Here is a 23,580-nt window from a genome sequence, read left to right as displayed (position 1 = left end):
ATGTCCTTATAAATTTCTAATTTTCTTGGAACACCCTGAAGTAATCCACTACCATCTGTTGTGGAAATGCCGTGGTCCCGTTAGGATTTCCGGGCCAGTTACCCCCTACTGCTACATTGAGCAATAAAAAGAAAGGTTTTCTAAATTCATCCAATGCAGCAGGAGTAATGTCTATTTCGTGATATGGAACATTGTCCAACAACCAGACAATTTTGTTTTTATCCCAAATAATGGAAAAGACATGAAACTCACCGTTGAATATGCCAGAGCTTTTTTTCTTACTTCCGCCAAATTGGGCATAGTTTCCATTATTGTCCCAGTGAACGGTGCCATGAATGGTATTATCCCTACCATCAGCATTACCACCGATTAGCTCCATGATATCTATTTCACCGCAAGCAGGCCAATTGACAGTCGTGATATTATCACCAAGCATCCAGATTGCAGGCCAAATCCCCTGTCCTTTTGGCAAAGCAGCCCTGACATCTATCCTACCATAAGTAAATGATTTTTTACCTTGGGTTTTGATTCTGGAGGAAGTATAGTTTCTGCTTCCAAAATTTTCCTGTTTTGCTTTGATGATAAGGTATCCATCTCTCACTTCAGCGTTTTCCTGCCTATAATATTCAAGCTCATTGTTTCCCCATCCACAAAGATTTGGACATCCATCTCCGATTTCAAACACCCAGTCTGAAGAAAGGCTTGAACCTCCAAATTCATCGTTCCAGACCAGATTGTAGCCGTTATAGGTCAGCGGACTTTCAAATCCTGTCAATGGAATCTCCCCTCCAAGTTCCGCACCTGTGATTTCCACACTTTTAGTCGAAGAAATAAAATCCGATTCTGTGGAATGAGCTTGCACCCTGATCGTATAGGTTCCTTCGGCATTATAATTATATACCACAGATGTACCTACTACCCTCTCAGGCACTTGATTTGGAAGACCATAGCTTACTTTATAAAAGTTAGCATCGACTGCCTGAAAATCAATCTTCACAGCACCTTTACCGGTTTTTTCAACCGTTACCTGCAGATTACTTGGAAGCAACACCTGTTGGTCTACTTCTTCCTGCGAACAAGAAGCTGATGCAAATACAGCTAAAAACAGAAGATAGATCAATTTGACTTTTGCCATTATTAAAATCATTTAATTTTAAGCAGGAATCAAAATAAATGACCAGAATACAGTGCCATTATTTGATACATCAATAATGATTGTCAGTTCCTCTTTATTCCCATCTTTGACATAGTTCAGAACGTCATATGTCACTGATTTGTTTGCTGTAGGGGGACCTGCTGTATATTCACCACCATTGAATGCTTTAGGCAAAACAATAAAGGCTCCTGTCCCTGTAACCGTTATTTTTGACCTTGTGGATTCATTTCCTTCCGCAAAGGTAAAAGTATGAGAACCTGATTTCCATGCCTCTCCGGGTTTACCTGTCAAGTTGGCTTCAGGCTGACATCCTTCAGTATCTACCCCCATATAAAACTCCCCGAAGAAATCTCCTTTGGCATCATATTCAAATAATCCCCCATCATTGAAAATAAACTCATCATTGAAAAGACAGGCACGTGCGGTAGAAAGATCTTCTCCATTTGGATAATATTCATCACTTCCCGGAGATGGGCCTACACCAAATGCTTTTGCAGCAGGCTTTAATTTCCAAGCTTTGCTGCCATTGCCGATGAGATCCTGTAAAGTGAGTGTCCCATCACTTGGGTCAGGATCGGGATCGGGATCAGGATCGCCACCTCCTCCACCGGAAGTACTGTCGTAACCGGCCCGGATAAGTCTAATGTACCATGAAAGACCTGCATTGGCCTGATCAATATACCTCAAGAACATCTGGTCATCATCTATACTTAAGATCTGATAGGTCCTGCTCCCAGCAAAATATCCCAAAAATCCACTCGATGCGATGGTTAAAGTTGGGAAACCTGTTTCAGGTTCGACGATAGTCCAAGAAAGTCCCGATGGTGCAGTAAACGGTGCACGCAAATCTCCAACACCTGAATCAACAGCTCCCGGAAAATTAGGTCCTTGAGCAGCATTGATATAAACATCTCCATTAGTCTTCATATCAAATCCAAAACCTGCCAGTTTGAAAGTATACCTGTCATCGTACATTCCACCACCAGCTTTTTCATTGGCTTTGGCCTGATACCATTCAGGGAAATATCCTGCCTGAATAGGGTCGGGACCGACTCCAAAGTGGCCAGCAGATGCTGAATCAACTACCCAGATTTTCCCATCAACTGCCGAAGGACCACCTGTAAGGAAATTATAAAGTGGCTTATCTAATAAAACAGGATCTGTCTCTTCAATAACCACAGTTCTGGTAGAAGTCACATTCCCACCCGCGTTGAATATGGTGAGCGTTACAGTGTAAGTACCTTTCAATGGATAAGTACCTGTTACAGTTTTACCCGTTCCGGTAGATCCATTTCCCAAATCCCAATTCATGATAAAAAACTCCGAATTGGCCGTGAAATTGATAATGTTATCACTTTCGGCACTAGCTTGGAAAGTAAACGCTGCATCTTCTTCTGTGGGTGGCAAGGCATCCAAAGAATATTCTTCAATACATGCCCCCAATATGATCAGAGGCAATAATAAAATGAGATAATTTAAATATTTTTTCATGTTTGATTCAATTTTAGTATCCTGGGTTTTGTCTCCATTTGCCACCTGCCAAGTCAATTTCTACTTGTGGAATTGGAAACAATTCATGCTTTCCTACAACAAATCCTTGGATTTCTTGGGCTGCTTTTCCTGTCCTGACCAAGTCAAAAAACCTGTATCCTTCACCTGACAATTCCAATCTCCTTTCAGTAAGGATATCTTCCAAAAGCTGTGGCCCTGAACTTGTAATCGAAGGCATATTCACCCTTGCTCTGACTTTATTGAGTTCAGTTCTTGCCCTTCCATCATTTCCTGTTCTTTGGAATGCCTCTGCTGCCATTAGCAAAACATCTGCATACCTGATTACACGGTAATTTAACGGGCTTGTAAGGTCATCATCAGGCAATCCTCTTTCATCCAACCTTTTGATGTACTTATTGTTGTAATATCCTGTATGACCTCCACCGCCTATAGCATAGGTAATGTCGTCAGCATTAGGCTGGGCAGCGATAAATGCATCTATGTCTAACAATGTGGCTGCCCGTCTTGGATCATTGTCTGCAAATGCATCATATAGATCCTGAGTAGGAAGGTTGTAACTGTTTCCATCACCGTAAAGTGGGCCATTGTATTGGCGGATTCCATTAAAACCTACTGCCGCATTTCCTTCAAGACAGACAAGGCATCCATATCCCCCTCCTTCCAATCCTGTATATTGGATGGTAAAGACATCTTCATTGATGTTTTCGTTTGCCACAAAAAACAACCTGCTGTAATCGTTGAAAAGCCCGTACCCTGCCTGATTGTTGGTAATCAGGTCTCCCAAAATAGTAGCGGCTTCCGGAAATTTTCCTTGATACAACAATACCTTTCCCATCAAAGCCATAGCAGCTCCTTTGGTTATCCTTCCAATGGTAGGATTTGTCCAAGGTAAAGTTTCCATGGCTACTTGAAGGTCCTTCTCAATTTGTTCATAAACCTGGGCTTTTGGAGCTCTATCAGTATTCGGAATTTCACTGATTGATAATCTCTTGTCCACTACAAGAGGAACATCACCAAAAAAACTGACCAACACAAAATAATAGTAGGCCCTTAAGAATGAGGCTTCTGCCAAAATTTGATCTTTACCATCAAAGTTGATTTTATCTTTGTTTTCAAAGATATAATTGGTCCTTGCTATTCCTGCATAATTGAACCGCATGAGGTCACGAAGTTCTGAGTTGACACCTCCATGGGTCATAGTCTCTATTTCATGCAAACCACGTGAGTCATTCACACTTTCACCTCCTGCTATGGCATTGTCAGATGCGATCTCTCCTATCCATTGGATAAGGTATGAAGCCTGCATCAAATCGTACGCTCCCGTCAATGCCCTATTGAAGTCCTCCGGTGTATTGAAGAAGTTTTCTGCATCTTGGGTATATTCTGGCTCTATGTCCAATAACTGGTCACATGAGAAAAACATACTCATGCCTACCAAAATCAATATAAATTTCTTTTTCATGTCAATCAAAATTTAATGTTTATACCGCCCATGATAGTTTTTGCTTGAGGATAGATACCTCCATCAACACCTGCAAAAAGAGGGTTGCCAGATCCCACATCCGGATCATAACCCATGTAACGGGTCAAAGTCAGGAGGTTGTTGGCCGCAACATAAAATCTCAATGAACTGAGACCGATTTTTCCTGTAATCTCTGTAGGAAGTGTATAACCTAACTGCACGTTTCTCAACCTCAAATAAGAACCATCTTCTACATAAAAATCAGAGAAAACGGTATTTCGGGTTGCTCCAGTGGTCAATCTTGGAACTTCATTTGATGTTCCCGGTCCTGTCCATCTGTTGATATTGTATGCCAACTGATTGGCAAAAGGCTGTTGTCTTTCATAGTTTCTGATGATTTCCTGACCTAATGCCGCAAAAATATTGGCAGAGAAGTCAAACCCTTTGAAGTCCAAACCGAAGTTGAAGCCCATAATCACATCAGGGATAGGAGAACCTACAAATGCCCTATCAGAATCATCTCCAAAATTAATCTGTCCGTCACGGTTTTGATCAACAAATCTCAGATCACCAGGTTGGGCACCTTGCTGCACGACAGGGCTTGTAGCAATTTCTTCAGCTGTCTGGAAAATACCATCTGTCTGATATCCTATAAAATATCCGATTGGAAAGCCTTTTTGGAATCTTGTGGCCACGTTTCCACCTACGCTAAAGCCAGCACCCGGAATGAAGTCAAATCCTTCCGGAACTTTGGTTACCTCATTGTGTAGGAAAGTAACATTGTAATCCATCCTGAAATTGACTCCGGTCTGCCTGCTTGATGCATATGCCAATTCCAATTCCCAACCCCTGTTCAAAACATCGCCGGCATTGATGATTGGTGGTGCACCTCCCGGACCATAAGAACCGATAAGTGATGAAACTTCAGGTTGAAAAAGTAAATCCCTTGTATTTTTGATGAAATAATTTGTTGTAAAATCGAAATTTCTCAAAACAGTGAAATCTACTCCGATATTAGTCTGATAGGTCGTCTCCCACTTCAAATCAGGATTGCTCGTCGTACCGATAGCGGCACCGTTTTGAAGTGAATTGTTGAAAACGTAGGTTCCTTCTCCATTAAGTAAACCTCTATATCTGAAGAGACCTATTTGGTCGTTTCCGGAAATACCAAAACTGGCTCTTAATTTTACAAAGTCAATAACTTTTGAACTGAAAAACGATTCCTCAGAAAGTACCCATGCCCCTGAAAAAGAAGGGAAGTAACCGATCCTATTGTTTTCACCAAAATTGGTTGAACCGTCTCTTCTGATAATGGCTGAGAAAATATACCGCTGCTCATAGTCATATTCTCCTCTTAAAAAAACTGAAGTGAGCTTCTGTCTTCCTTGGAAAGATCCAACATTATTAAGGTATCCACCTTGAGCCTGATTGGCTGATATATCTGCATAATCCAAAGAATTATTAGGGATATTGAATCCTGTGCCATTCAATCCAAGACTTCTATTTCCAAGATAAGAAACCCCGGCTGTACTTCTAATCCTGTGGACATTGTTAAATGTCCTGTTGTAATTTAAAAATGCTTCAAAGTTGTAATCCAAAAATGTGTTTCTTGATTCAAATACGTTTGCACCTCTTTCGACCGCAATGTTTCCGATATTCACAATCACAGGATCCAAATTGGCGTTAGCTGCAGAGTTGGCAAATTTACCCGCTCCATACCAAACTAAAGGGTTGAAAGCTTTGAAGTCAACCATAGCAAAATTATAGCCGGCTCTACCCACTAAGGTGAAATGCTCATCGATTTCATAAGATATTTCTTCCTTACCTACCAGTTTGTTGACCCAAGAATCGTTGTATGTATTCTGTAACTGTGCCAATGGGTTGATAATATCTGCCACATTGTCGAGATAAGAGAACCTGCCGTCAATAAAAACAGGTTCGGTAGGATAAGCATTGACCGTGTTGTAAAGCACTGACCCGATTCCACCTTGAGCGATTCCATTGCTGTATTCATGCGTATATAACAACACATTCGTAAGCTTTACCTTTGGAGCCAATTCGGTGATGAAATTCAACCTCGCATTGTATCTTTGAAAATTCGCTTTTGGCCCGCCTACAATACCTTGTTGAGAAAAATAAGATCCGCCAATTGAGTAAGAAGATTTTGCTGACCCACCTGTTACAGTTAGGTTGTAATCTTGGATAGGAGCAGTTTCAAAAATTTCGTTCTGCCAGTTTGTACCTTCACCAAGGTTGGTATTATTGAAAGGAGGTACTTGACCACCCGCCGCAAAGGCTTCATTTTTAAGGATTGCATATTCTCTTGCATTCAATAGATCAAGTTTCCTTGCTGTCTGCTGAACTCCATAGAAGGCAGAAAAATCCAAAGAAGCTTTGGTATTAACTGAACCTTTTTTAGTTTCAATCAAAACAACACCATTTGCAGCCCTAACGCCATAAATACCTGCCGTTCCATCTTTCAAAACGTTGATGGATTCGATATCATCAGGATTCAAGGCATTGAGTCCCGCTGCATCATAGATAACCCCATCTACCAAGATAAGCGGGTTATTGTTACCGAAAGTACCTATACCCCTGATTCGGATATTGGACGTTCCACCCGGAGCCCCGGAATTGGTGGAAATACTGACACCGGCCAATTGTCCCTGAAGTGCCTGGTCTACTCTAGGCATATTCATTTTGGCAATGTCTTCCCCTTTGACTTGGGATACTGCGCCTGTTAGTTCCTTTTTTGTCGCCGTACCATAGCCCACTACAATGACCTCATTGAGCGAACTGATTTCAAAGGGCATGGTCACTTCTACCTGAAGGCTAGAACTCACCTTGACCAATTGTGTTTTGAAACCTATGAAGCTCAACTTGAGTTCATCACCTTCTTTACCCTCTAAGGTAAAATTACCATCCATGTCGGAAATGGTCCCGAGGAGGGTGCCTACTTTCAAAATGTTGACTCCGGGAAGTGTTTCTCCCTTTTCGTCAACGACTTTGCCTTTGATCATCCCCGTTTGTGCAATTGCACAAAAATGAATAAGCATGGCAAAACTCAACCATAAAACTTTTTTCATAAACATACTTTGGATTTAAATGTCAACTAGCTCAAATCACGTCATAATAAAAAGATAACCAAAAAAAAGTACTACATCAATACTACATCAACATTACTTCACCTACTTCACAAAAACTCAACTTTAAATTAAAAAATATTGATTTTAAGCAAATGGACGTAGATATTCAAATTTAATAATAACTCACCAAATCAAAAAAAAACATACATCATTCAGAAAATTCATATCTTGGTTTTAACAATGCCCAAAATATGAAATACGTTTGTTTAATATCAATCCTTTGCTTGATTGCTTTGGATCTTTCAGGTCAGATACCCGGCCTTCCTATTTCAAAATTTTATTCCAGTAAAGAATATCATGGAGGCATCCAGAACTTTGCAATTTCACAAAGCGAATCTGGTTTAATCTATGTCGCCAACAACTTTGGTCTGTTGGAATATGACGGCACGACCTGGAGAAGGTATTCGCTTCCCAACAGTACTAAAATCAGGGATGTCTCCATCGATGAAAATGGGATTATTTATGTGGCGGGTCAAGGTGAATTTGGCTATTTTAAGCCCGATGAACAAGGTTTTTTGCAATATCACTCCCTATTGAATCTGCTTCCGGAAACTTACAAAAACCTAGAAGAAATCTGGAAAATCTTTCTGCTTCACAATAAAATCATTTTCTGTACTTTTCAGGAAGTTTTTACTTTTTCAGATAGACATGAATTGATTTCAATTACCGAAAACAAACCGGAATTCGAGAGCTTTCACCTTTCCAATAACAGAGTATTTGGCAATCAACTGGAAAATGGCCTTTATATTTTTGAAAATGAAAAATTCATTTCAGAAGATTTTGGAGATTTTTTTAAAGGAAAACTTGTCACAGGGATTATTTCCCAAGGAAATAACCAGAAACTGGTATTTACCCGGGATAATGGCATTTACACTTCAAGCTCCGCAGGTGTAGCGCCTTGGAAAAATGAAATACCCATTCCAGCAAAAATAAACGAGGCAATCAGGCTTAAAAACGGAAACATTGCCATAGGAACACAGAGCAACGGACTTTTTGTTGTCGATGATTTAGGTGATATTGTTTTGCAGATGGAAAAGGAAAACGGACTTCAGAACAACTCCATCATTTCCCTTTTTGAAGACATATCAGGAAACCTTTGGATCGGCCATAACAACGGGATCACATTGCTAGAACTCAGCTTACCATTTAGGCTGATCGATCAATATGCAGGACTTCCCGGGACGGGTTACAATGCTGCTTTCCATATGGGTGCGATTTATTATGGGACAAACAATGGTCTTTCAGTTCAAAAATTTGATGAGGGGAAAAGTTTGCCAATCGAAGCCGTCCCAGGGTCCTCCGGGCAGGTCTACAGAATAAACCAAATCCAGAACAACCTGCTGATGGCGCATAATGACGGGGCATTTACCATCAAAGATTTTAATGCAATTCCAGCAGGGGGAATGGGCGGGATCTGGAATTTCCAATCCTTAAAGGACCATCCCGATCTGGTTATTGTAGGAAGCTACAGCGGCTTGCAGCTTTACAAATTTGAAGGTGATCAGTTGAAGTTTTTGAGAAAACTCAAAGGCTTTGATGAATCATCGAGGATATTTGAACAGGATTTGGATGGTACAATCTGGATGACCCATGGATATAAAGGAGTCTACAGACTCCGTCTAAACCCAGAACTTGATTCATTGGATGTAAAATATTACGGAACGGAATCCGGACTACCCACGAGCTTGCTGATTTCAGTCTGGAAAATCAACAACCGATTGATTTTTTCCACAGAATATGGAATATACAACTACAATGCCGAGAATGACAAGTTTGAAGCAGATTCGTTTTTTTCCAAATATTTTGATTTTGATTTTTTGGTAACAAGCATGGTAGAAGATCCATTGGGAAATATCTTCTATATCGGGGACAAAGAAGTTGGGGTTTTGGAAAAACAGATCAATGGAACTTATGTCAAAAACCATCAAATTTTCAACAAAATCATCCCCTTCCTCAATGATGACTTACAAAACATCTCATTGATCAGGTCCAACGAAGTCCTTTTTGCAGCCAATGACGGTTTTATTTGGTACAAATTGGAAAATAAAACGCCTTCGACTCCTTCATTTCCAACCATTATCAGAGCGGTTTATCTCACAGGTCAATCAGATTCACTGGTTTTTAATGGAAACTATAGGCCTTTGCCCATAACGCCCGAAAGAGAGGAAAATCAAAAAGTCCCATCTTTTGAATATGATTTGGCAAATATCAGGTTTGAATTTACAAACCCGATCCCTAACAATGAGAATTCTACGCAATTCCAGTTTTGGTTGGAGGGATTTGAGGAAGGATTTGGAGAATGGACCTTCAAAAGGGACAAAGCCTACACCAATCTCCGCGAAGGAAAATACACCTTTCACATCAGGAGCAAAAATATTTACGGTCAGACCAGTGATGCCAATACATTTTCATTTGAAGTGTATCCTCCATGGTACAGATCAGCTTTGGCCTATTTTGTTTATTTCTTATTGGTGCTAGCCGCTGCATATTTCATCTATACAATGATCGAAAAGAGATACCATAAGAAAACCATCCGGATCACAGATTCCCAAAGGAAAGCCCTCATCCAAAAGGAAACTGCCCTTAAAAATTCACAAGAAGAAATAGAGAAGTTAAGGAATGAAAAACTTGAGTCTGAAATTCAGGCCAAAGACAAAGAACTAGCTTCAGCAACGATGCATCTGATCAATAAAAATGGATTTATAGACCAGACCAAAACCCACCTGAACTCCATCATCAAGAAAAGTAAAAACCAGGAAGTAAAAAGCGAAATAGAAAAAGTCATCCTCAGCATTGATAAAAATATAGCCGGAGACAAAGATTGGGAACAGTTTGAAATCCACTTTGACCAGGTTCATGGAGACTTTATGAACCGCTTCAAAAAACAATACCCCGATCTCAGCCCTCAGGAAATCAAACTAAGTGCTTACCTGCGGATGAACCTTTCCTCAAAAGAAATAGCGTACCTGATGAACATTTCCACACGGGGGATTGAAATCGCAAGATACCGGCTCCGCAAAAAAATGCACCTTGAAAGGACAGCAAACCTTCAGGAGTTTATTTTAAAATTTTGAAAAAAGATGTAAGATTTAAGACAGGAGACTTGAGACAAAAAATCCCTGCTCTGTAAACCAGAGCAGGGATTTATAATTGAAAATGCTTTTATCGAAATAATCAGTTTGAATTTTAGGCCTTTTTTTCACTTTGAAAGTGCTGACTTGATTATTTCCAGAAGTCGACTGTCGTCCGTGGTCAGTTGACAATAACAACCAATAACCCAATAACCTATTCCCAAACTTTCACCCAAAAGCATGGATATCCAAATTTTTTGGACTCGGGCTTTTGCCTGTAATGGATTCATAAGCTTTGTAAAGCAGGACAAGTTGTAAGATTTCGAAGATGGTGAATACAAACAAACCCGGAATAGCCAAAATGATGCTCAGGAAAGCGATTCCTGAAATGATGCTCAATATTCCTGTGACCAAGGCAAAAGACCCAAAATCAGTTTGGTACCTGATTAGTCCCAAGCCAAAAACGATGTAAAGTGCTCCGAAAAGAATGGCCTTGGAAAATTGTACCGACTGCCAAACAGAAGCGTTGTTAAATCCATAAATGTCTGCTGCCACACCAAAGCATGTTGCAATGATCAATAAGATACTTGCAGCTTTGACAATCACGTTTGGTTTGATCAGACTCAACCTGTAAAATCCAAAAGTGAAAACCCCAAAAGTGAGCATGATACCGATCTTGACGGCGATATACCAAGGTGCTGCTTCCGGACTGATATCCTCCCCAGTTTGCCAATAATCAAATATACCTTCCACAAAAGCCAACAGGAAATAAACGATTCCTACAAAAAAGGCTGTTTTTAGAAATGCAGCTTTTCCGATTATTTCGGGACTGATGACTGAATTTTGATCATTGGTTTGTTGGATTTCTTTGAAATCGTAACCCAATACTTCCAGAATACTTTTGATGGTATAACTCCTCGGAGTCACCTCCCCGGCTTCGATACGCTGTATGGTGCGCACGTTGATATTGCATAGCTCCACAAGTTCTTCCTGTGTCAATCCTTTGGCCTTTCTCAGTTCGAGAATCTTTTGGCCCAATTCCGGTTGTTTCATGATAATATGGTTTTGTTTTACCATCGCAATTTGGGTTGAATTTCAGAAAACCAATCCGAATTTGGGGAGGATTAAACCCGACATTTACACGGCATTTGAGAATTAGAGGTGAGATATGAGATATGAGACTTGAGATACTCTGAAATTTAGAATCATATTAAGTTCAAGACTTTGATCAAAGTAATCTGAATTTCAGAAATTTCATCTTCATTTAAAATTCCGATTTTCTTAATCAGTCTTTGTTCTGATAAACTTTTGATTTGAAAACAATCGGCAAAAGACTCTTTTTCCAATCCGTTGCTTTGACTGGGTTTCAATTCTACCATCCACTCCTGTTTGGTTTTTAATGCATCGGTAAGTGGAACAACAATTTTAAGGGGGAGTTTGCCTACCGAATCGTGATTCACAATGATCGCAGGACGGGTTTTTCTAATTTCTTGTCCAACCTGAGGCTCAAAATTAACAAGCCAAACTTCACCATATTTCATAAATCGAGGATTTCTAGGTCAATATTACCAAATTCAATTTCCTCCTTGGAATAGAAATCATTAATTCGCTCCTCTCCTGCCTGTTCCCCCATTTTTGCATAAATTTCCTCTTTGTTCCTTTTGACCTCTGCCAATTTTACCTGAAACATGGAAGTATTGGCAGGTCGGATCACAATTCCATCTCCATTGTCTTCGATGACCACATCAGTAAGGTTATATTTTTCTATCAGTGTTTTAGGCAAAATCACCCCACTGCTGTTTCCGATCTTTCTGACTTTTGTTTCCATGTACGATTATACGAAAATGTAATAACTTGTTATAACAATAATTAAAAAATTCTAAATTCATAGCATTGCAAATCTTTTCAATTGTCATTTATTATCAAATGAGAATGATATACTTAATTTGGTAATTTTACCTTTTTAATACGGTATATTTTCCCTATATTTGAGTTCTAAATTTCTTCCTTTATGGGCGTTACTTCATTTCCGAAATTCAGCAAATCGCATGTTCCTGCCATTGGCAACGACATCGACATCTTGTTTTTTATCAAAAATGAGGAAGTGGATCTACAATACCTCAACTACCTAAAGGAGATTACTTCATTCAGCGATGAGGTGATAGCCCATTGGCTGGATGTCAGTGTCAAGACGCTGAGGAACTATCGCAAATCTGAATCTGACCTAAAAGAAAGCTTAAAAGAACATTTGGTTTTGCTTTTGTCCCTGTACCAACACGGAATAGATGTATTTGGAAATGCTGAAAACTTCGACAAATGGCTTGATACCAAGAATTACTTTTTTGACAACCTTGCTCCAAAGGATTTTCTAAGCACTTCGTCAGGAATCAGGTTTACAGATGACAGGTTGACGGCCATGGAATATGGCGATAACGTGTAGATATGTTGGCTTATCGGATCAGCAAGGCAAAATATGCCGAAAAACTTGAAGCTTCAGGTGCAACAAACAGATGGAATAAATCCGGGCAATTTGTAATCTATGCTTCGGAAAGTAGGGCTTTGGCAAGTTTGGAATTGGTTGTTCACCGGTCAGCAGTCATCCAATCCGAAACCTATAAAGTAATGGTCATCGAAATACCAGTTGGAAATCCAGAAATGGTCCGGGAAATACAGCTTTCCGACCTTCCACCGAATTGGAATACCCTACAATCCTACCCCCGCCTTCAGGAAATCGGAAGCGCTTGGTTTGAAAAAAGAGAAAGTCTGATACTCAAAGTCCCTTCAGCTCTGATCCCTCAAGAGCATAATTTTGTCATCAACACGAAGCATGATTCATTTTCTTCGCATGTCAAACTTATTGGCTTGGAAGATTTTTATTGGGATGGGAGGTTGTTTTGACTCTCAATAGTCAAGTAATACCAAAACATTTGATTCTAGATCCTCAGGCAGTTCTATCCTGTTTTCTACAGGTATTTTCGAATCATTCAATTCATAAAACTTATTAATTTGGTCAGCAGAATGGTAGTACCACGCATGCTTGTCTGAATTTCCGCTAAAGAAAATTGTAGAAGGCAATGGCTTTAGGTTGTTCTTGATGGTCTTATAAAGAGTAGCCTTTTGATTTTCCAAATCCACCAAGAGGTAATGGGGCTTGTTCTCATAACTCAGCCCAAACAAAATCAATCCCTCTCCCATTTTTACTCCATCAGAAAGCTGTTTGTATCCTTCAAAGTCATTGTAAAACCTTAACCTTTCCACGGGATGTAAATCCTTCGATTGATTGAGGTCAATAAATTGAGTACCAAAATCTATTTTGAATGATTCATGTTTTTTTCCTGAAAAAAGATAGATAGAATCAAGGCCGGGATTGTAATGGACAAATTGTTCTTCATTTATTTTGACAAAAAAACTACCCGAAAAAGGTGATTCGGCTAACTTATGGTTAAATGAAATCAAACCCTTTGGCTCTTTTCCACTATGAGATAAAAAAGACAATTGGAATGGAAAATCAGGGTTCTCGATCATATGGTACAGAAAAATCCCATTCTGATTAATCAAAAAAGCAGATGCCGGATTAGAAATAGAAATTTCATCCAACAGGTTAAGTTCAAAATCGAAAAGATAGATCTTCCTCTTGTTCCCGTCCAAAACATAGATTTTCTCTTCAAACACAGCAAAATCATCGAAGTATCCCATTGCCAAAGGATCATCTCCGAAATCATCCTTACTTGCCATAAATCCACCTTGACGGTCAAAAACTTTTATGGATTTGAGCAAATCAAAATCAGTAAAGACTATCAACGAATTGGTAACAACCAATTTATCAATCTGTCCTATGAGTTGGTTTGGGTCAAAAAGTACAGTCTCAATATTTGAAAAATAGGTCCCGAGTTGCAGGGCCTCTTCAGATTTTGATAGTGTGATTAATCCTGGTTTTATTTGCTCGGGACTTTTACAGGAGATCAAGAGGAAAAATAAAAACCAAATTCTAGACAAATTCGAAAAGTTTCCCATTTCAATGATTTGAATAAACTAACAGCAATTTACGAATTGTTGATAGATTCCTTATTTCGATAAAACTACTTTTCCTCCAATCCAAAAATCTCAAAAACCATTTTGTCTTCTTGGTTTTCAGGATTATTAGGGTGGGAAGTTGATATGTACAAACCTTTTTCCCCTACAAAAACATTGTTTGGCATGTACTTCCTTCCTTCAAAATATTGGTCATCGATGATTTTCAACTCCTTATCTAGGGTCATTATCACAAATTCTCTCGGCTCTGTACGGAGGCTTCTTATTTCTTCATCGCTCTCAAAAGTATAAGTAGGAAATGCAAACCTGTAATAAACCTCCCTGAATGGGTCGTAAATCAAACTTTCATATCTGGATGAACCCTGCATATATTTTTGTGTGTCAAAACGCTCACCCTGCATGGGGAAAAGTGGGAGACTTTCATCCAAATGGGTACTCGCCACTGAAACTGCCTGGAGATCTTCCTCAAATGAGAATGAGAAAAACAACCTGTGATCTCCAAATAGTGAATAGACAACCTTTTCCCCATCAGTAGCCATACTTGGTTCAAAATGCTTCAATCCACCGGATAAATAGTCAAAAGGATAGGTATGTTTCAAAAATCGAACTGAACCGGTTTTCATATTGACGGCATAGGCCAAATGATATGTACTTAACTGCTCAGCTGTTACTTCCCTATAATTCCCTTGAAAATGGGTTTTTACAAATATTTCATCTCCTTTTACAATCGGAGGAGATAGAAAGTAAGAATTATGCACAAAGGCAGGGGAATACAAATCGGGCTGTTGGTATCTAATCCTGTTTTTGACAAGGCCCGAGGTGTCCGTCAACACCAACACCGCATCAAGCTGTGAAAAAAGAAATATACTGTCCAAGGAATGTACATGAAAACCGAATAGCTGTCCAACCCCCTGATCTCCTTCTTTATCAAAAATCAAACTCTTTATCATTGAGCCTGCTTCAATGTCATACACCTGAATTTCATTTTTTCCCCAATTGGCATTGAAAAGAAAACCTTGTGAATACTGCAAACCCATACTCACATTTGGGGTATTTTCGTCCAATGGTAAGGAAAGAAATTCTCCTGTGGATTTTAATGTGAAATGTTTTTCTTGGCTTTTTTCCTCGACACTATTGCAAGAATTGATTGACAAAAAAAGTAAAAGGAAAATTGGGGAAAACAGATAAATATGCTTTTTCATTGAATCAATGAGTTAACTCGAAATGTGAAATAAAACTTAAAACCAACATTCAAATCAACTAAAAAAAAAGTAAAACCAAAACTTTTTTTTACAATATCCCCAAAACATGTTTCAATGCCGGATTGCGGTTTTCGGTTTTCCAAACGGCAAAAAGTTCTGTATGCTGCGGAATCCCTTTGATTTCGAAAAACTTCACTTTCAGATCATAACCTTCCTTTAGCGAAGTCGGTACAATAGCCACTCCAAGCCCGGCCTCTACCAACTTGAAAATGGTCAGGGCATGCACAGATTTGTGCGAAATCTTGGGCGTAAATCCTCTGTCCTCACAGATACTCATGATTTTATCAAAATAAATACTGCTGTAGTCACTCGAAAACAAAATGAACGGCTCCTCCTGAAGTTGGCCGACATGCTCAAAAGTATCCGCATCTATCGGGTGGCTAAGCGGCAAGACCAATGAAAAAGTGTCGCGATGTACTGCCTTCATGCTGAGTCCATCCGGTACCCGCGCCAACCTGACAAAACCCAGATCGAGCTTGTCTTTTTCCAGCATTTCCACCTGAAGGTGGTTGCTCAACTCTTCCAGATTGGTCTGAATTCCGGGGAATTCTCTACTCAGGCGAACCAACAAATCAGGAATGACCTGATGTGCTGCCGAACCCAAAAACCCGATCCGCAACTCCCCTATATTGCCTGAAGCGATGTTCTTGACTTGTTGGGTGGTCAGCTCCAAATGGTTGAAAATGAAATCGACTTCACCTTTGAGAAATTCTCCGGCGGCAGTCAGCGTCACAGATCTTTTGGTACGGTAAAAAAGCTCCACCTCCAAAATCTCCTCCATCTGCCTGATCTGCCTACTGAGTCCCGGTTGGGAGATAAAAAGCCGTTCAGCTGCCTTTCTGAAGTTCAGTTCTTCGGCCACGGCTCGAAAATATTCCAGGTGTCTAAGCGCTATCTGATAACCCATGGTTATTAATTATTAATAAAATTGGTATTAATAAGTATTGAATATAATGGGTAATTTTGGATTATCCCACAAAGACACGGAGGCACAAAGGAAAAAATAAAAGCATCTCGCAAAGACGCAGAGACGCAAAGGAAAAGAGAAAGTAATCGAATTCCATAATATCTGTTGAAGGAAGAAAAGCTTCCCTTTGTCATTTCGAACGTAGAGAGAAATCTTTTGAAGGAATAAAAAACAGACCTCTCCTCCGTCGAGGTGACAAGGTTAAGTGAATAGCAATCTTCACGAAATCCCCCTCACTCTCGCGCCTCTGCGTCTTTGCGTGAGCAAAAAAACTAGAATCAATCCAACATGAAAAATACATTCCATTTCGGCCAAGATCACCTTACAGCATCACTTGCACTCGCCATTTGCAGGGGAAATGTCAAAGGCATCATTTCTCCTGAAAGCCGGAAAAAAATCAAAGCAAGCAGTCAGGCTGTCGAAAAAATAGTCAGCAAAGGTAAACCTGTATATGGCATCAACACCGGCTTCGGGCCTCTGTGCACCACGATGATCTCTCCGGAGCAAACCAAAAAACTCCAGGAAAACCTTCTGAAAAGCCATGCTGTCGGCCTCGGCGAACCCATCCCCATCGAAATCTCCAAACTAATGTTGGTGCTGAAAACCCATGCTTTGGCACAGGGTTTTTCGGGAATTCAGGAAAGTACTTTGGACAGGATCCTTTTTTTCATTGAAAACAATATTGTCCCTGTCGTGCCCAAACAAGGTTCTGTGGGTGCTTCCGGGGATTTGGCACCACTTTCACATTTATTTTTGCCTTTGATCGGATTGGGAAAAGTCCATTTCAAAGGTGAAATAATTTCAACAGCCAAACTTTTTCAACAACTTGACTTGGAGCCCATTCACCTTGGGCCTAAAGAAGGTTTGGCCCTGATCAACGGCACGCAATTCATTGCAGCTTTTGGAGTGATGGTGGTGGACAGATTTTACAATATCCTTGCCCATGCCGACATCACCGGGGCAATGATGTTGGAGGGATTGTTGGGTTCGACAAAGCCATTCAGTGCAGACCTTCACCAACTCCGCCCTTACGCAGGAAACCAACATGTCGCCCAATCGATTTTGAATTTGCTTCATGAGTCGGAAATTGTCCATTCCCATGCTACCTGTGCTCGTGTTCAGGATCCATATTCCTTGCGCTGTATGCCGCAGGTTCACGGTGCATCCCGCAATGCATGGCTTCACCTGAAGCAAATGATCGAAACTGAGATCAATTCCGTCACGGACAATCCCGTCGTCTTTGACGAAAACCATACCATCAGTGGAGGGAATTTCCACGGTCAACCGATTGCCATGCCATTAGATTATACCTGTTTGGCTGCTTCTGAAATCGGCAATATCTCCGACCGCAGGATTTACCTTTCTTTGGAAGGCGATACTCCGGGTGTTCCAAAATTGTTGTTGAAAGAAACAGGGTTGAATTCCGGCTTTATGATTCCCCAATACAGCACGGCGGCATTGGCGAGTGAAAACAAAGGGCTGTGTTTTCCCTCCTCGGCTGACAGTATTCCAACTTCCTTGGGTCAGGAAGACCACGTGAGTATGGGCAGTATCGGTGCCAGAAAGGCATTGCAGGTGATTGAAAATGTGGAAAAAATCCTTGGGGTCGAACTCTTCTGCGCGGCACAGGCTGTGGATTTTCATGCCCCTTTGAAGTCCGGCAAAATCATGACCGCCCTCTATGAACACGTCCGAACCAAAATCCACCATGTCACCGAAGATCAGATCATGTATGAAGACATGGAGATAGCCATTGACATCATCCGAAGTGGAGAATTGCTAACTTTAGCAAAGGAAGTGGCGGTAAGAGAAGGATTGGAATTGGAGACAAAGTGGTCCGAGGAGTTTGATAGGTACTAGTTCAAGTCCCACATAGTTCAAGTCTTCGGACTTGGACTTCCCATCGACCAAATAGTTCAAGTCTTCGGACTTGGACTTCCACTTTGTTCAAGTCTTCGGACTTGGACTCAAATCTGGTTCAAGTCTTCAGACTTGGATCTCGGACTCACCACTTCGCAGTCCAAGACTGCATTTTAAGGGTCCAAGTTAGAGATTGTAGCATTTCAAGCATTAGAGGAGTGAAAAGCCTGTCCTTGTCATTTCGAAGGAGGAACGACAGAGAAATCTTTTAAAAGGAAGAAAGAAATTTGGAGAAAGACCTCTCCTTCGTCGAGGTGACAAGTTAAGGCCAAATCAAAAACGAACACCATTTTACAGCATATCACCGAAACTCATTATTAAGTCAAATCATTAGACTTGAACCATCACAGACTTGAACCATCAACGTTAATTAACCAGTTAACCAAATAAACAATTAACCAAAAAATGCCCATCTACACCCTCATCGGACCGATACGACAACTCCTGACCATGCGTGGATTGGAGGCAAAAGGCCCTTTGCAAGACAGCCAACTTGAAATCATTACCGAAGCTGGGATATTTTTGAAGGATGAAAAGATCCATGAAATCGGGAGTTATTGGGACATCTATCCCGAAGCGCAGTCCATCGGTGCCAAAATGGAAACCTTGCAAGGCGACTTTGTGGCGCTTCCCGGGTTTGTGGATTGCCATACCCATATCTGCTTTGCCGGAAGCCGGGCCAAAGATTTCGCGATGCGCAATACCGGAAAATCCTACCTTGAGATCGCCAACTCAGGGGGTGGAATCTGGGATACAGTAACCCAAACGAGGAAAGCAGCCTTGGAACAATTGGTAAAACTTACTGTCAAAAGAGCCAACCGTCATCTCACTGATGGTGTCACCACCATTGAGGTCAAAAGTGGCTATGGCCTTTCTGTGCCTGAAGAAATCAAAATGCTCCAAGCCATCAAACAGGCAAATTCAGAAACTGCAGCAGACTTAGTACCCACTTGCCTTGCTGCCCATATCTGCCCAAAGGATTTTGAGGGTTCAGCAAAAGAATACCTGGAAATAATCAGCAATGAATTGTTCCCAATCTTGAAATCTGAAAATCTAAGCAACCGGATCGATGCTTTTATCGAGGATTCCGCGTTCAGTTCGGAGGATATTTGGGAATACCTCCAAAAAGCCAAAGACTTTGGATTCGATATCACGGTACATGCAGACCAATTTCATGTTGGCGGTTCGGCAGTGGCGGTGGCATTTGGCACCATTTCAGCAGATCATCTTGAAGCAAGTACCGAAAAGGAAATTGCTTTGCTCGCCAATTCGGATACCGTTGCGGTGGCATTACCGGGCGCATCGATCGGTTTGGGAATGGCTTTTACACCTGCCCGAAAACTCCTGGACTCCGGCGCTTCCTTAGCAATCGCTTCAGATTGGAATCCGGGTTCGGCACCGATGGGAGATTTGCTGATGCAGGCATCCATATTGGGAACATTCGAAAAACTCAGCAATGCAGAAGTCTTGGCCGGAATCACCTGCCGGGCCGCAGCAGCACTCGGTTTATCGGATAGAGGAAGTGTTGCTGTGGGTAAATTGGCGGATATCCTGCTTTTCCAAACCTCAGATTACCGGGAAATCACGTACCATCAGGGGAAATTGAAACCGAAGATGGTATTTAAAAGGGGAATAAAAATTTAGATATTAATTGATATTGGATATTAATGGATATTCACCGCAAAGGTGAAGCATACAATCCCAAAATTGCATTAAAGACTATCTAAAGACCTTTCCGAGTCACTTGCCCGCCTGCCGCAGGCAGGGACGGAAGGAGAAGTCTTTGATCCCAATTCTTGAAAAAGATTTCTCTCTACGTTCGAAATGACAAGGATAAGCCAAACTGAATAGTAATCACCAGCTAAGTGAAGCGCAAAATAACCAATAACGAATAACCAATTACCTAACATGACCTTCCAAGACCAAATCCTACAAGGCATCCCCTCCACCCTTCCGGCAAGAAAATCACCTGATCCTAGTTTTAGCCATGCGCCAAAAAGAAAGGATATTTTAAGCCCGGATGAGAAGAAATTGGCTTTGAGAAACGCGCTAAGGTACTTCCCAAAGGCTTGGCATGAGGAATTGGCAAAGGAATTTTTTGAAGAATTACAGCAATACGGGAGGATTTACATGTATCGCTTTATGCCGGATTATGAGATGCTGGCAAGGCCAATTTCAGAGTATCCGGCAAAATGTCAGCAAGCAGCTGCCATCATGCTGATGATCCAAAACAACCTCGATCCTGCCGTGGCACAGCATCCACAAGAACTCATTACTTACGGAGGCAACGGTGCGGTCTTTCAAAATTGGGCGCAATACCTCCTTACCATGAAGTACCTCGCCGAGATGACCGAGGAACAAACCCTTCACATGTATTCCGGCCATCCGATGGGACTTTTTCCTTCCTCCAAAGATGCTCCGCGAGTAGTCGTCACCAACGGGATGATGATCCCAAACTACTCCAAACCGGATGATTGGGAAAAATACAATGCCCTTGGAGTGACACAATACGGACAGATGACTGCAGGTTCTTATATGTATATCGGCCCGCAAGGTATTGTCCACGGTACCACCATTACGGTGATGAATGCCTTCCGCAAAAAACTTGGCCCTGCCATTAATCCAAAAGGCAAGGTCTTCCTGACAGCAGGTTTGGGAGGCATGTCAGGTGCCCAACCAAAAGCTGGAAATATTGCAGGATGCATCACGGTCTGTGCCGAAGTAAATCCTAAGGCTGCATATAAACGCCATGAACAAGGTTGGGTGGATGAATTGATAACTGACTTGGATAATCTGGTGCTCCGGGTGCGTCAGGCGCAGCAAAATGAGGAAGTGGTTTCCATTGCTTTCCTTGGCAATGTCGTGGATGTCTGGGAGAAATTTGACCTGGAAAATATCACCATCGAACTCGGTTCTGACCAGACTTCCCTCCACAATCCTTGGGCAGGTGGATACTATCCGGTGGGTTTGGGTTTTGAGGAAGCCAATGAAATGATGGCCAAAGAACCTGAACTTTTCAAAAACAAAGTACAGGAATCCCTCCGCCGACATGCTGCTGCAGTCAACAGGCATGCTGCAAAAGGCACCTACTTTTTTGATTATGGCAATGCTTTTTTATTGGAAGCCTCCCGTGCCGGAGCCGATGTCATGGCTGCCAACGGGATTGATTTTAAATACCCTTCCTATGTACAGGATATTTTGGGGCCTATGTGCTTTGACTATGGATTTGGACCTTTCCGTTGGGTCTGCACTTCCGGCAATCCCGAAGACCTAGCCAAGACCGACCAAATAGCTGCTGAAGTACTCAAACAAATCAAAAACTCAGCACCTCCGGAAATACAGCAACAGCTTCAGGACAATATTACCTGGATCGAAGAAGCCGGAAAAAATAAATTGGTGGTGGGCTCGCAGGCGAGAATCCTCTATGCAGATGCAGAGGGCAGGATCGAAATCGCCAAAGCCTTTAATGCCGCTATCCAATCAGGCGAAATCTCCGCCCCGATTGTTCTTGGAAGAGACCACCATGATGTCAGTGGCACAGATTCCCCTTTTCGGGAGACGAGCAATATCTATGACGGCAGCAAATTCACCGCAGACATGGCCATCCACAATGTGATCGGTGACAGTTTCCGTGGCGCCACTTGGGTATCCATCCACAACGGTGGCGGTGTAGGTTGGGGGGAAGTCATCAATGGCGGTTTCGGCTTGCTACTCGACGGAAGTGAAGAAGCCAACCGAAGGCTCCAATCCATGCTTTTCTATGATGTCAACAACGGCATCTCCCGCCGTGCCTGGGCTAGAAATGAAGAAGCATTATTTGCCATAAAAAGAGAAATGGAAAGAACCCCGGGATTGAAGGTGACCCTGCCGGAGATGGTGGATGAAGAGATTTTGAACGATTTGAGATTTGGAAATAAAAAATAAAGGATCAAGCCAAATTTCAAACCCCAAACCAATATTCCAATATAAACCTTGATTTTGGAATTGTCTTTTTTCAGTTCGCATGGCATTTCCAAAAAAATCATGCAATTTGAATGTGAATTCTAATCCAATTACAATAATGAAATTGACCGCCATATTCTTATTTTTCATCCCGCTGCTAAGTCCAGCTCAGACCGTTTGCTCTGCAGAAAGCCGTGAAAGACTGGAATCCATTCTACTAGAGCTTTCCGGTAAAGACCTTTCTAAAAAATCTTTAAACGACCTAAACATTGTAATAGGCCTCAGGTTTCTTGAAACCGCCTATGTGGAAAAGACTCTTGAAATACCTGGAGATGAAAAACTCGTAATCAACCTTACGGGATTGGATTGCACCACTTTTCTGGAGTCTGTAGTCACCCTGACCCGACTTGCTGCGCAAAACAGCTTTTCCATAGGCAGCTATGAAAAGGAACTTGAGTTTTTGCGCTACAGAGAAGGAACCAACAAAGGGTATCCTTCCAGGTTCCATTACTTTTCAGACTGGATTTATGAAAATGAGCAAAAGGGGATTTTGAAGGACATAACCAAAGAGATCGGAGGGAGGGTCTATGAAAACAACCCTTCTTTCATGTCCTCCAACCCAAAATTCTATCCACAATTGGCAAATCCGGATTTTGTGCGCCAACTCCAAATCACCGAGGAACTTATTTCCCGCAGGCAATACCATTTCATCCCCAAAGATGAAATCCACTTACACGAAACAAAAATCCATTCCGGCGACTTGATTGCCATCACCACTTCTATGACCAATCTGGATATAGTGCATGTGGGATTTGCGATCGAAAGGCAGGGAAGAATCCATTTGCTGCATGCAAGCTCAGGTTCTATGAAGGTGGAAGTTTCAGAAAAACCCCTGTCAGATTACCTCGAAGGCAACCAATCCCAATCCGGAATCATGGTCTGCCGCTTGCAAAACCCTACTAAGTAATTTTATTTTTGGTTTTCCTAAAAAGTCTCTTTGGCCCTGCGTGCAATCTAAAGGATACTCGTTTACATATTCTTTACAAAATTATTTCAGATAATGTGGGGATTTTTTAAAATGACAAGCAATAAAAGCCTAAGTACCTTCAT

At 41.4% G+C, this 23,580-nt stretch carries 17 protein-coding genes; 7 read left to right on the top strand and 10 right to left on the bottom strand.

Annotated elements, in window-relative coordinates:
- Positions 1-16: 16 nt before the first annotated feature.
- The 4 genes from NU887_RS01665 to NU887_RS01650 are packed head-to-tail and all read right to left on the bottom strand — an operon-like array spanning position 17 to position 7,216.
- Positions 17-1,135, bottom strand: coding sequence for a glycoside hydrolase family 16 protein (locus NU887_RS01665; protein WP_258421614.1), 1,119 nt, complete (start codon positions 1,133-1,135; stop codon positions 17-19).
- An 18-nt stretch (positions 1,136-1,153) separates the two neighbouring features.
- A complete protein-coding gene (locus NU887_RS01660; protein ID WP_258421613.1) occupies positions 1,154-2,647 on the bottom strand; it encodes a PKD domain-containing protein in 1,494 nt (497 codons plus the stop codon).
- Positions 2,648-2,660: 13 nt separating this feature from the next.
- A complete protein-coding gene (locus tag NU887_RS01655) occupies positions 2,661-4,130 on the bottom strand; it encodes a RagB/SusD family nutrient uptake outer membrane protein (protein ID WP_258421612.1) in 1,470 nt (489 codons plus the stop codon).
- Between the two features lie 5 nt (positions 4,131-4,135).
- The gene (locus NU887_RS01650; RefSeq protein ID WP_258421611.1) at positions 4,136-7,216 is read right to left on the bottom strand and encodes a SusC/RagA family TonB-linked outer membrane protein; all 3,081 of its coding nucleotides are present in this window, start codon (positions 7,214-7,216) and stop codon (positions 4,136-4,138) included.
- A gap of 251 nt (positions 7,217-7,467) precedes the next feature.
- On the opposite strand from NU887_RS01650, the gene NU887_RS01645 reads away from it, so the two are divergent.
- Complete coding sequence (locus NU887_RS01645) at positions 7,468-10,350, top strand: triple tyrosine motif-containing protein (protein ID WP_258421610.1); 2,883 nt, start codon at positions 7,468-7,470, stop codon at positions 10,348-10,350.
- Positions 10,351-10,575: 225 nt separating this feature from the next.
- Here the strand turns inward: NU887_RS01645 and NU887_RS01640 are convergent, their stop codons facing one another.
- From NU887_RS01640 to NU887_RS01630, 3 genes are all read right to left on the bottom strand, one after another.
- Positions 10,576-11,400 (bottom strand): helix-turn-helix domain-containing protein, encoded by an 825-nt coding sequence (locus tag NU887_RS01640; RefSeq protein WP_258421609.1) that lies wholly within the window; start codon positions 11,398-11,400, stop codon positions 10,576-10,578.
- A gap of 152 nt (positions 11,401-11,552) precedes the next feature.
- Positions 11,553-11,888 carry a type II toxin-antitoxin system PemK/MazF family toxin gene (locus NU887_RS01635; RefSeq protein WP_258421608.1) on the bottom strand — a complete coding sequence of 112 codons (336 nt, stop codon included), beginning with the start codon at positions 11,886-11,888 and terminating at the stop codon, positions 11,553-11,555.
- Positions 11,885-12,175 carry an AbrB/MazE/SpoVT family DNA-binding domain-containing protein gene (locus NU887_RS01630; protein WP_258421607.1) on the bottom strand — a complete coding sequence of 97 codons (291 nt, stop codon included), beginning with the start codon at positions 12,173-12,175 and terminating at the stop codon, positions 11,885-11,887. Before NU887_RS01630 ends, NU887_RS01635 begins: the two co-directional genes overlap by 4 nt.
- A gap of 183 nt (positions 12,176-12,358) precedes the next feature.
- Here NU887_RS01630 and NU887_RS01625 point away from each other — a divergent pair, with 183 nt between their 5' ends.
- Together NU887_RS01625 and NU887_RS01620 are read left to right on the top strand one after the other, a co-directional pair.
- The gene (locus NU887_RS01625; RefSeq protein WP_258421606.1) at positions 12,359-12,787 is read left to right on the top strand and encodes an antitoxin Xre/MbcA/ParS toxin-binding domain-containing protein; all 429 of its coding nucleotides are present in this window, start codon (positions 12,359-12,361) and stop codon (positions 12,785-12,787) included.
- Positions 12,788-12,789: 2 nt separating this feature from the next.
- Positions 12,790-13,245, top strand: a complete 456-nt coding sequence (locus tag NU887_RS01620; RefSeq protein ID WP_258421605.1) for an RES family NAD+ phosphorylase — start codon at positions 12,790-12,792, stop codon at positions 13,243-13,245.
- A gap of 3 nt (positions 13,246-13,248) precedes the next feature.
- Here the strand turns inward: NU887_RS01620 and NU887_RS01615 are convergent, their stop codons facing one another.
- The 3 genes from NU887_RS01615 to NU887_RS01605 form a co-directional block, all read right to left on the bottom strand.
- Positions 13,249-14,361: a 6-bladed beta-propeller gene (locus NU887_RS01615; RefSeq protein WP_258421604.1), complete on the bottom strand. Its 1,113-nt coding sequence runs from the start codon at positions 14,359-14,361 to the stop codon at positions 13,249-13,251.
- 65 nt (positions 14,362-14,426) lie between these two features.
- The gene (locus tag NU887_RS01610; RefSeq protein ID WP_258421603.1) at positions 14,427-15,581 is read right to left on the bottom strand and encodes a DUF4221 family protein; all 1,155 of its coding nucleotides are present in this window, start codon (positions 15,579-15,581) and stop codon (positions 14,427-14,429) included.
- Between the two features lie 88 nt (positions 15,582-15,669).
- Complete coding sequence (locus NU887_RS01605) at positions 15,670-16,548, bottom strand: LysR family transcriptional regulator (protein ID WP_258421602.1); 879 nt, start codon at positions 16,546-16,548, stop codon at positions 15,670-15,672.
- A 348-nt stretch (positions 16,549-16,896) separates the two neighbouring features.
- On the opposite strand from NU887_RS01605, the gene hutH reads away from it, so the two are divergent.
- The 4 genes from hutH to NU887_RS01585 all read left to right on the top strand — a co-directional run bounded on the left by hutH (position 16,897) and on the right by NU887_RS01585 (position 23,437).
- Positions 16,897-18,468, top strand: coding sequence for a histidine ammonia-lyase (hutH, locus tag NU887_RS01600; RefSeq protein WP_258421601.1), 1,572 nt, complete (start codon positions 16,897-16,899; stop codon positions 18,466-18,468).
- A 465-nt stretch (positions 18,469-18,933) separates the two neighbouring features.
- A complete protein-coding gene (gene hutI / locus NU887_RS01595) occupies positions 18,934-20,172 on the top strand; it encodes an imidazolonepropionase (RefSeq protein WP_258421600.1) in 1,239 nt (412 codons plus the stop codon).
- 264 nt (positions 20,173-20,436) lie between these two features.
- Positions 20,437-22,452 carry a urocanate hydratase gene (locus NU887_RS01590; RefSeq protein WP_258421599.1) on the top strand — a complete coding sequence of 672 codons (2,016 nt, stop codon included), beginning with the start codon at positions 20,437-20,439 and terminating at the stop codon, positions 22,450-22,452.
- A 136-nt stretch (positions 22,453-22,588) separates the two neighbouring features.
- Positions 22,589-23,437 (top strand): DUF1460 domain-containing protein, encoded by an 849-nt coding sequence (locus NU887_RS01585; RefSeq protein WP_258421598.1) that lies wholly within the window; start codon positions 22,589-22,591, stop codon positions 23,435-23,437.
- The last annotated feature ends 143 nt before the right edge of the window (positions 23,438-23,580 follow it).

The organism is Aquiflexum gelatinilyticum, from assembly GCF_024741135.1.
GTDB lineage: Bacteria > Bacteroidota > Bacteroidia > Cytophagales > Cyclobacteriaceae > Cognataquiflexum > Cognataquiflexum gelatinilyticum.
The sequence above is the reverse complement of the archived record's forward strand: the minus strand, read 5'-3'. Positions and strand labels throughout refer to the sequence as shown.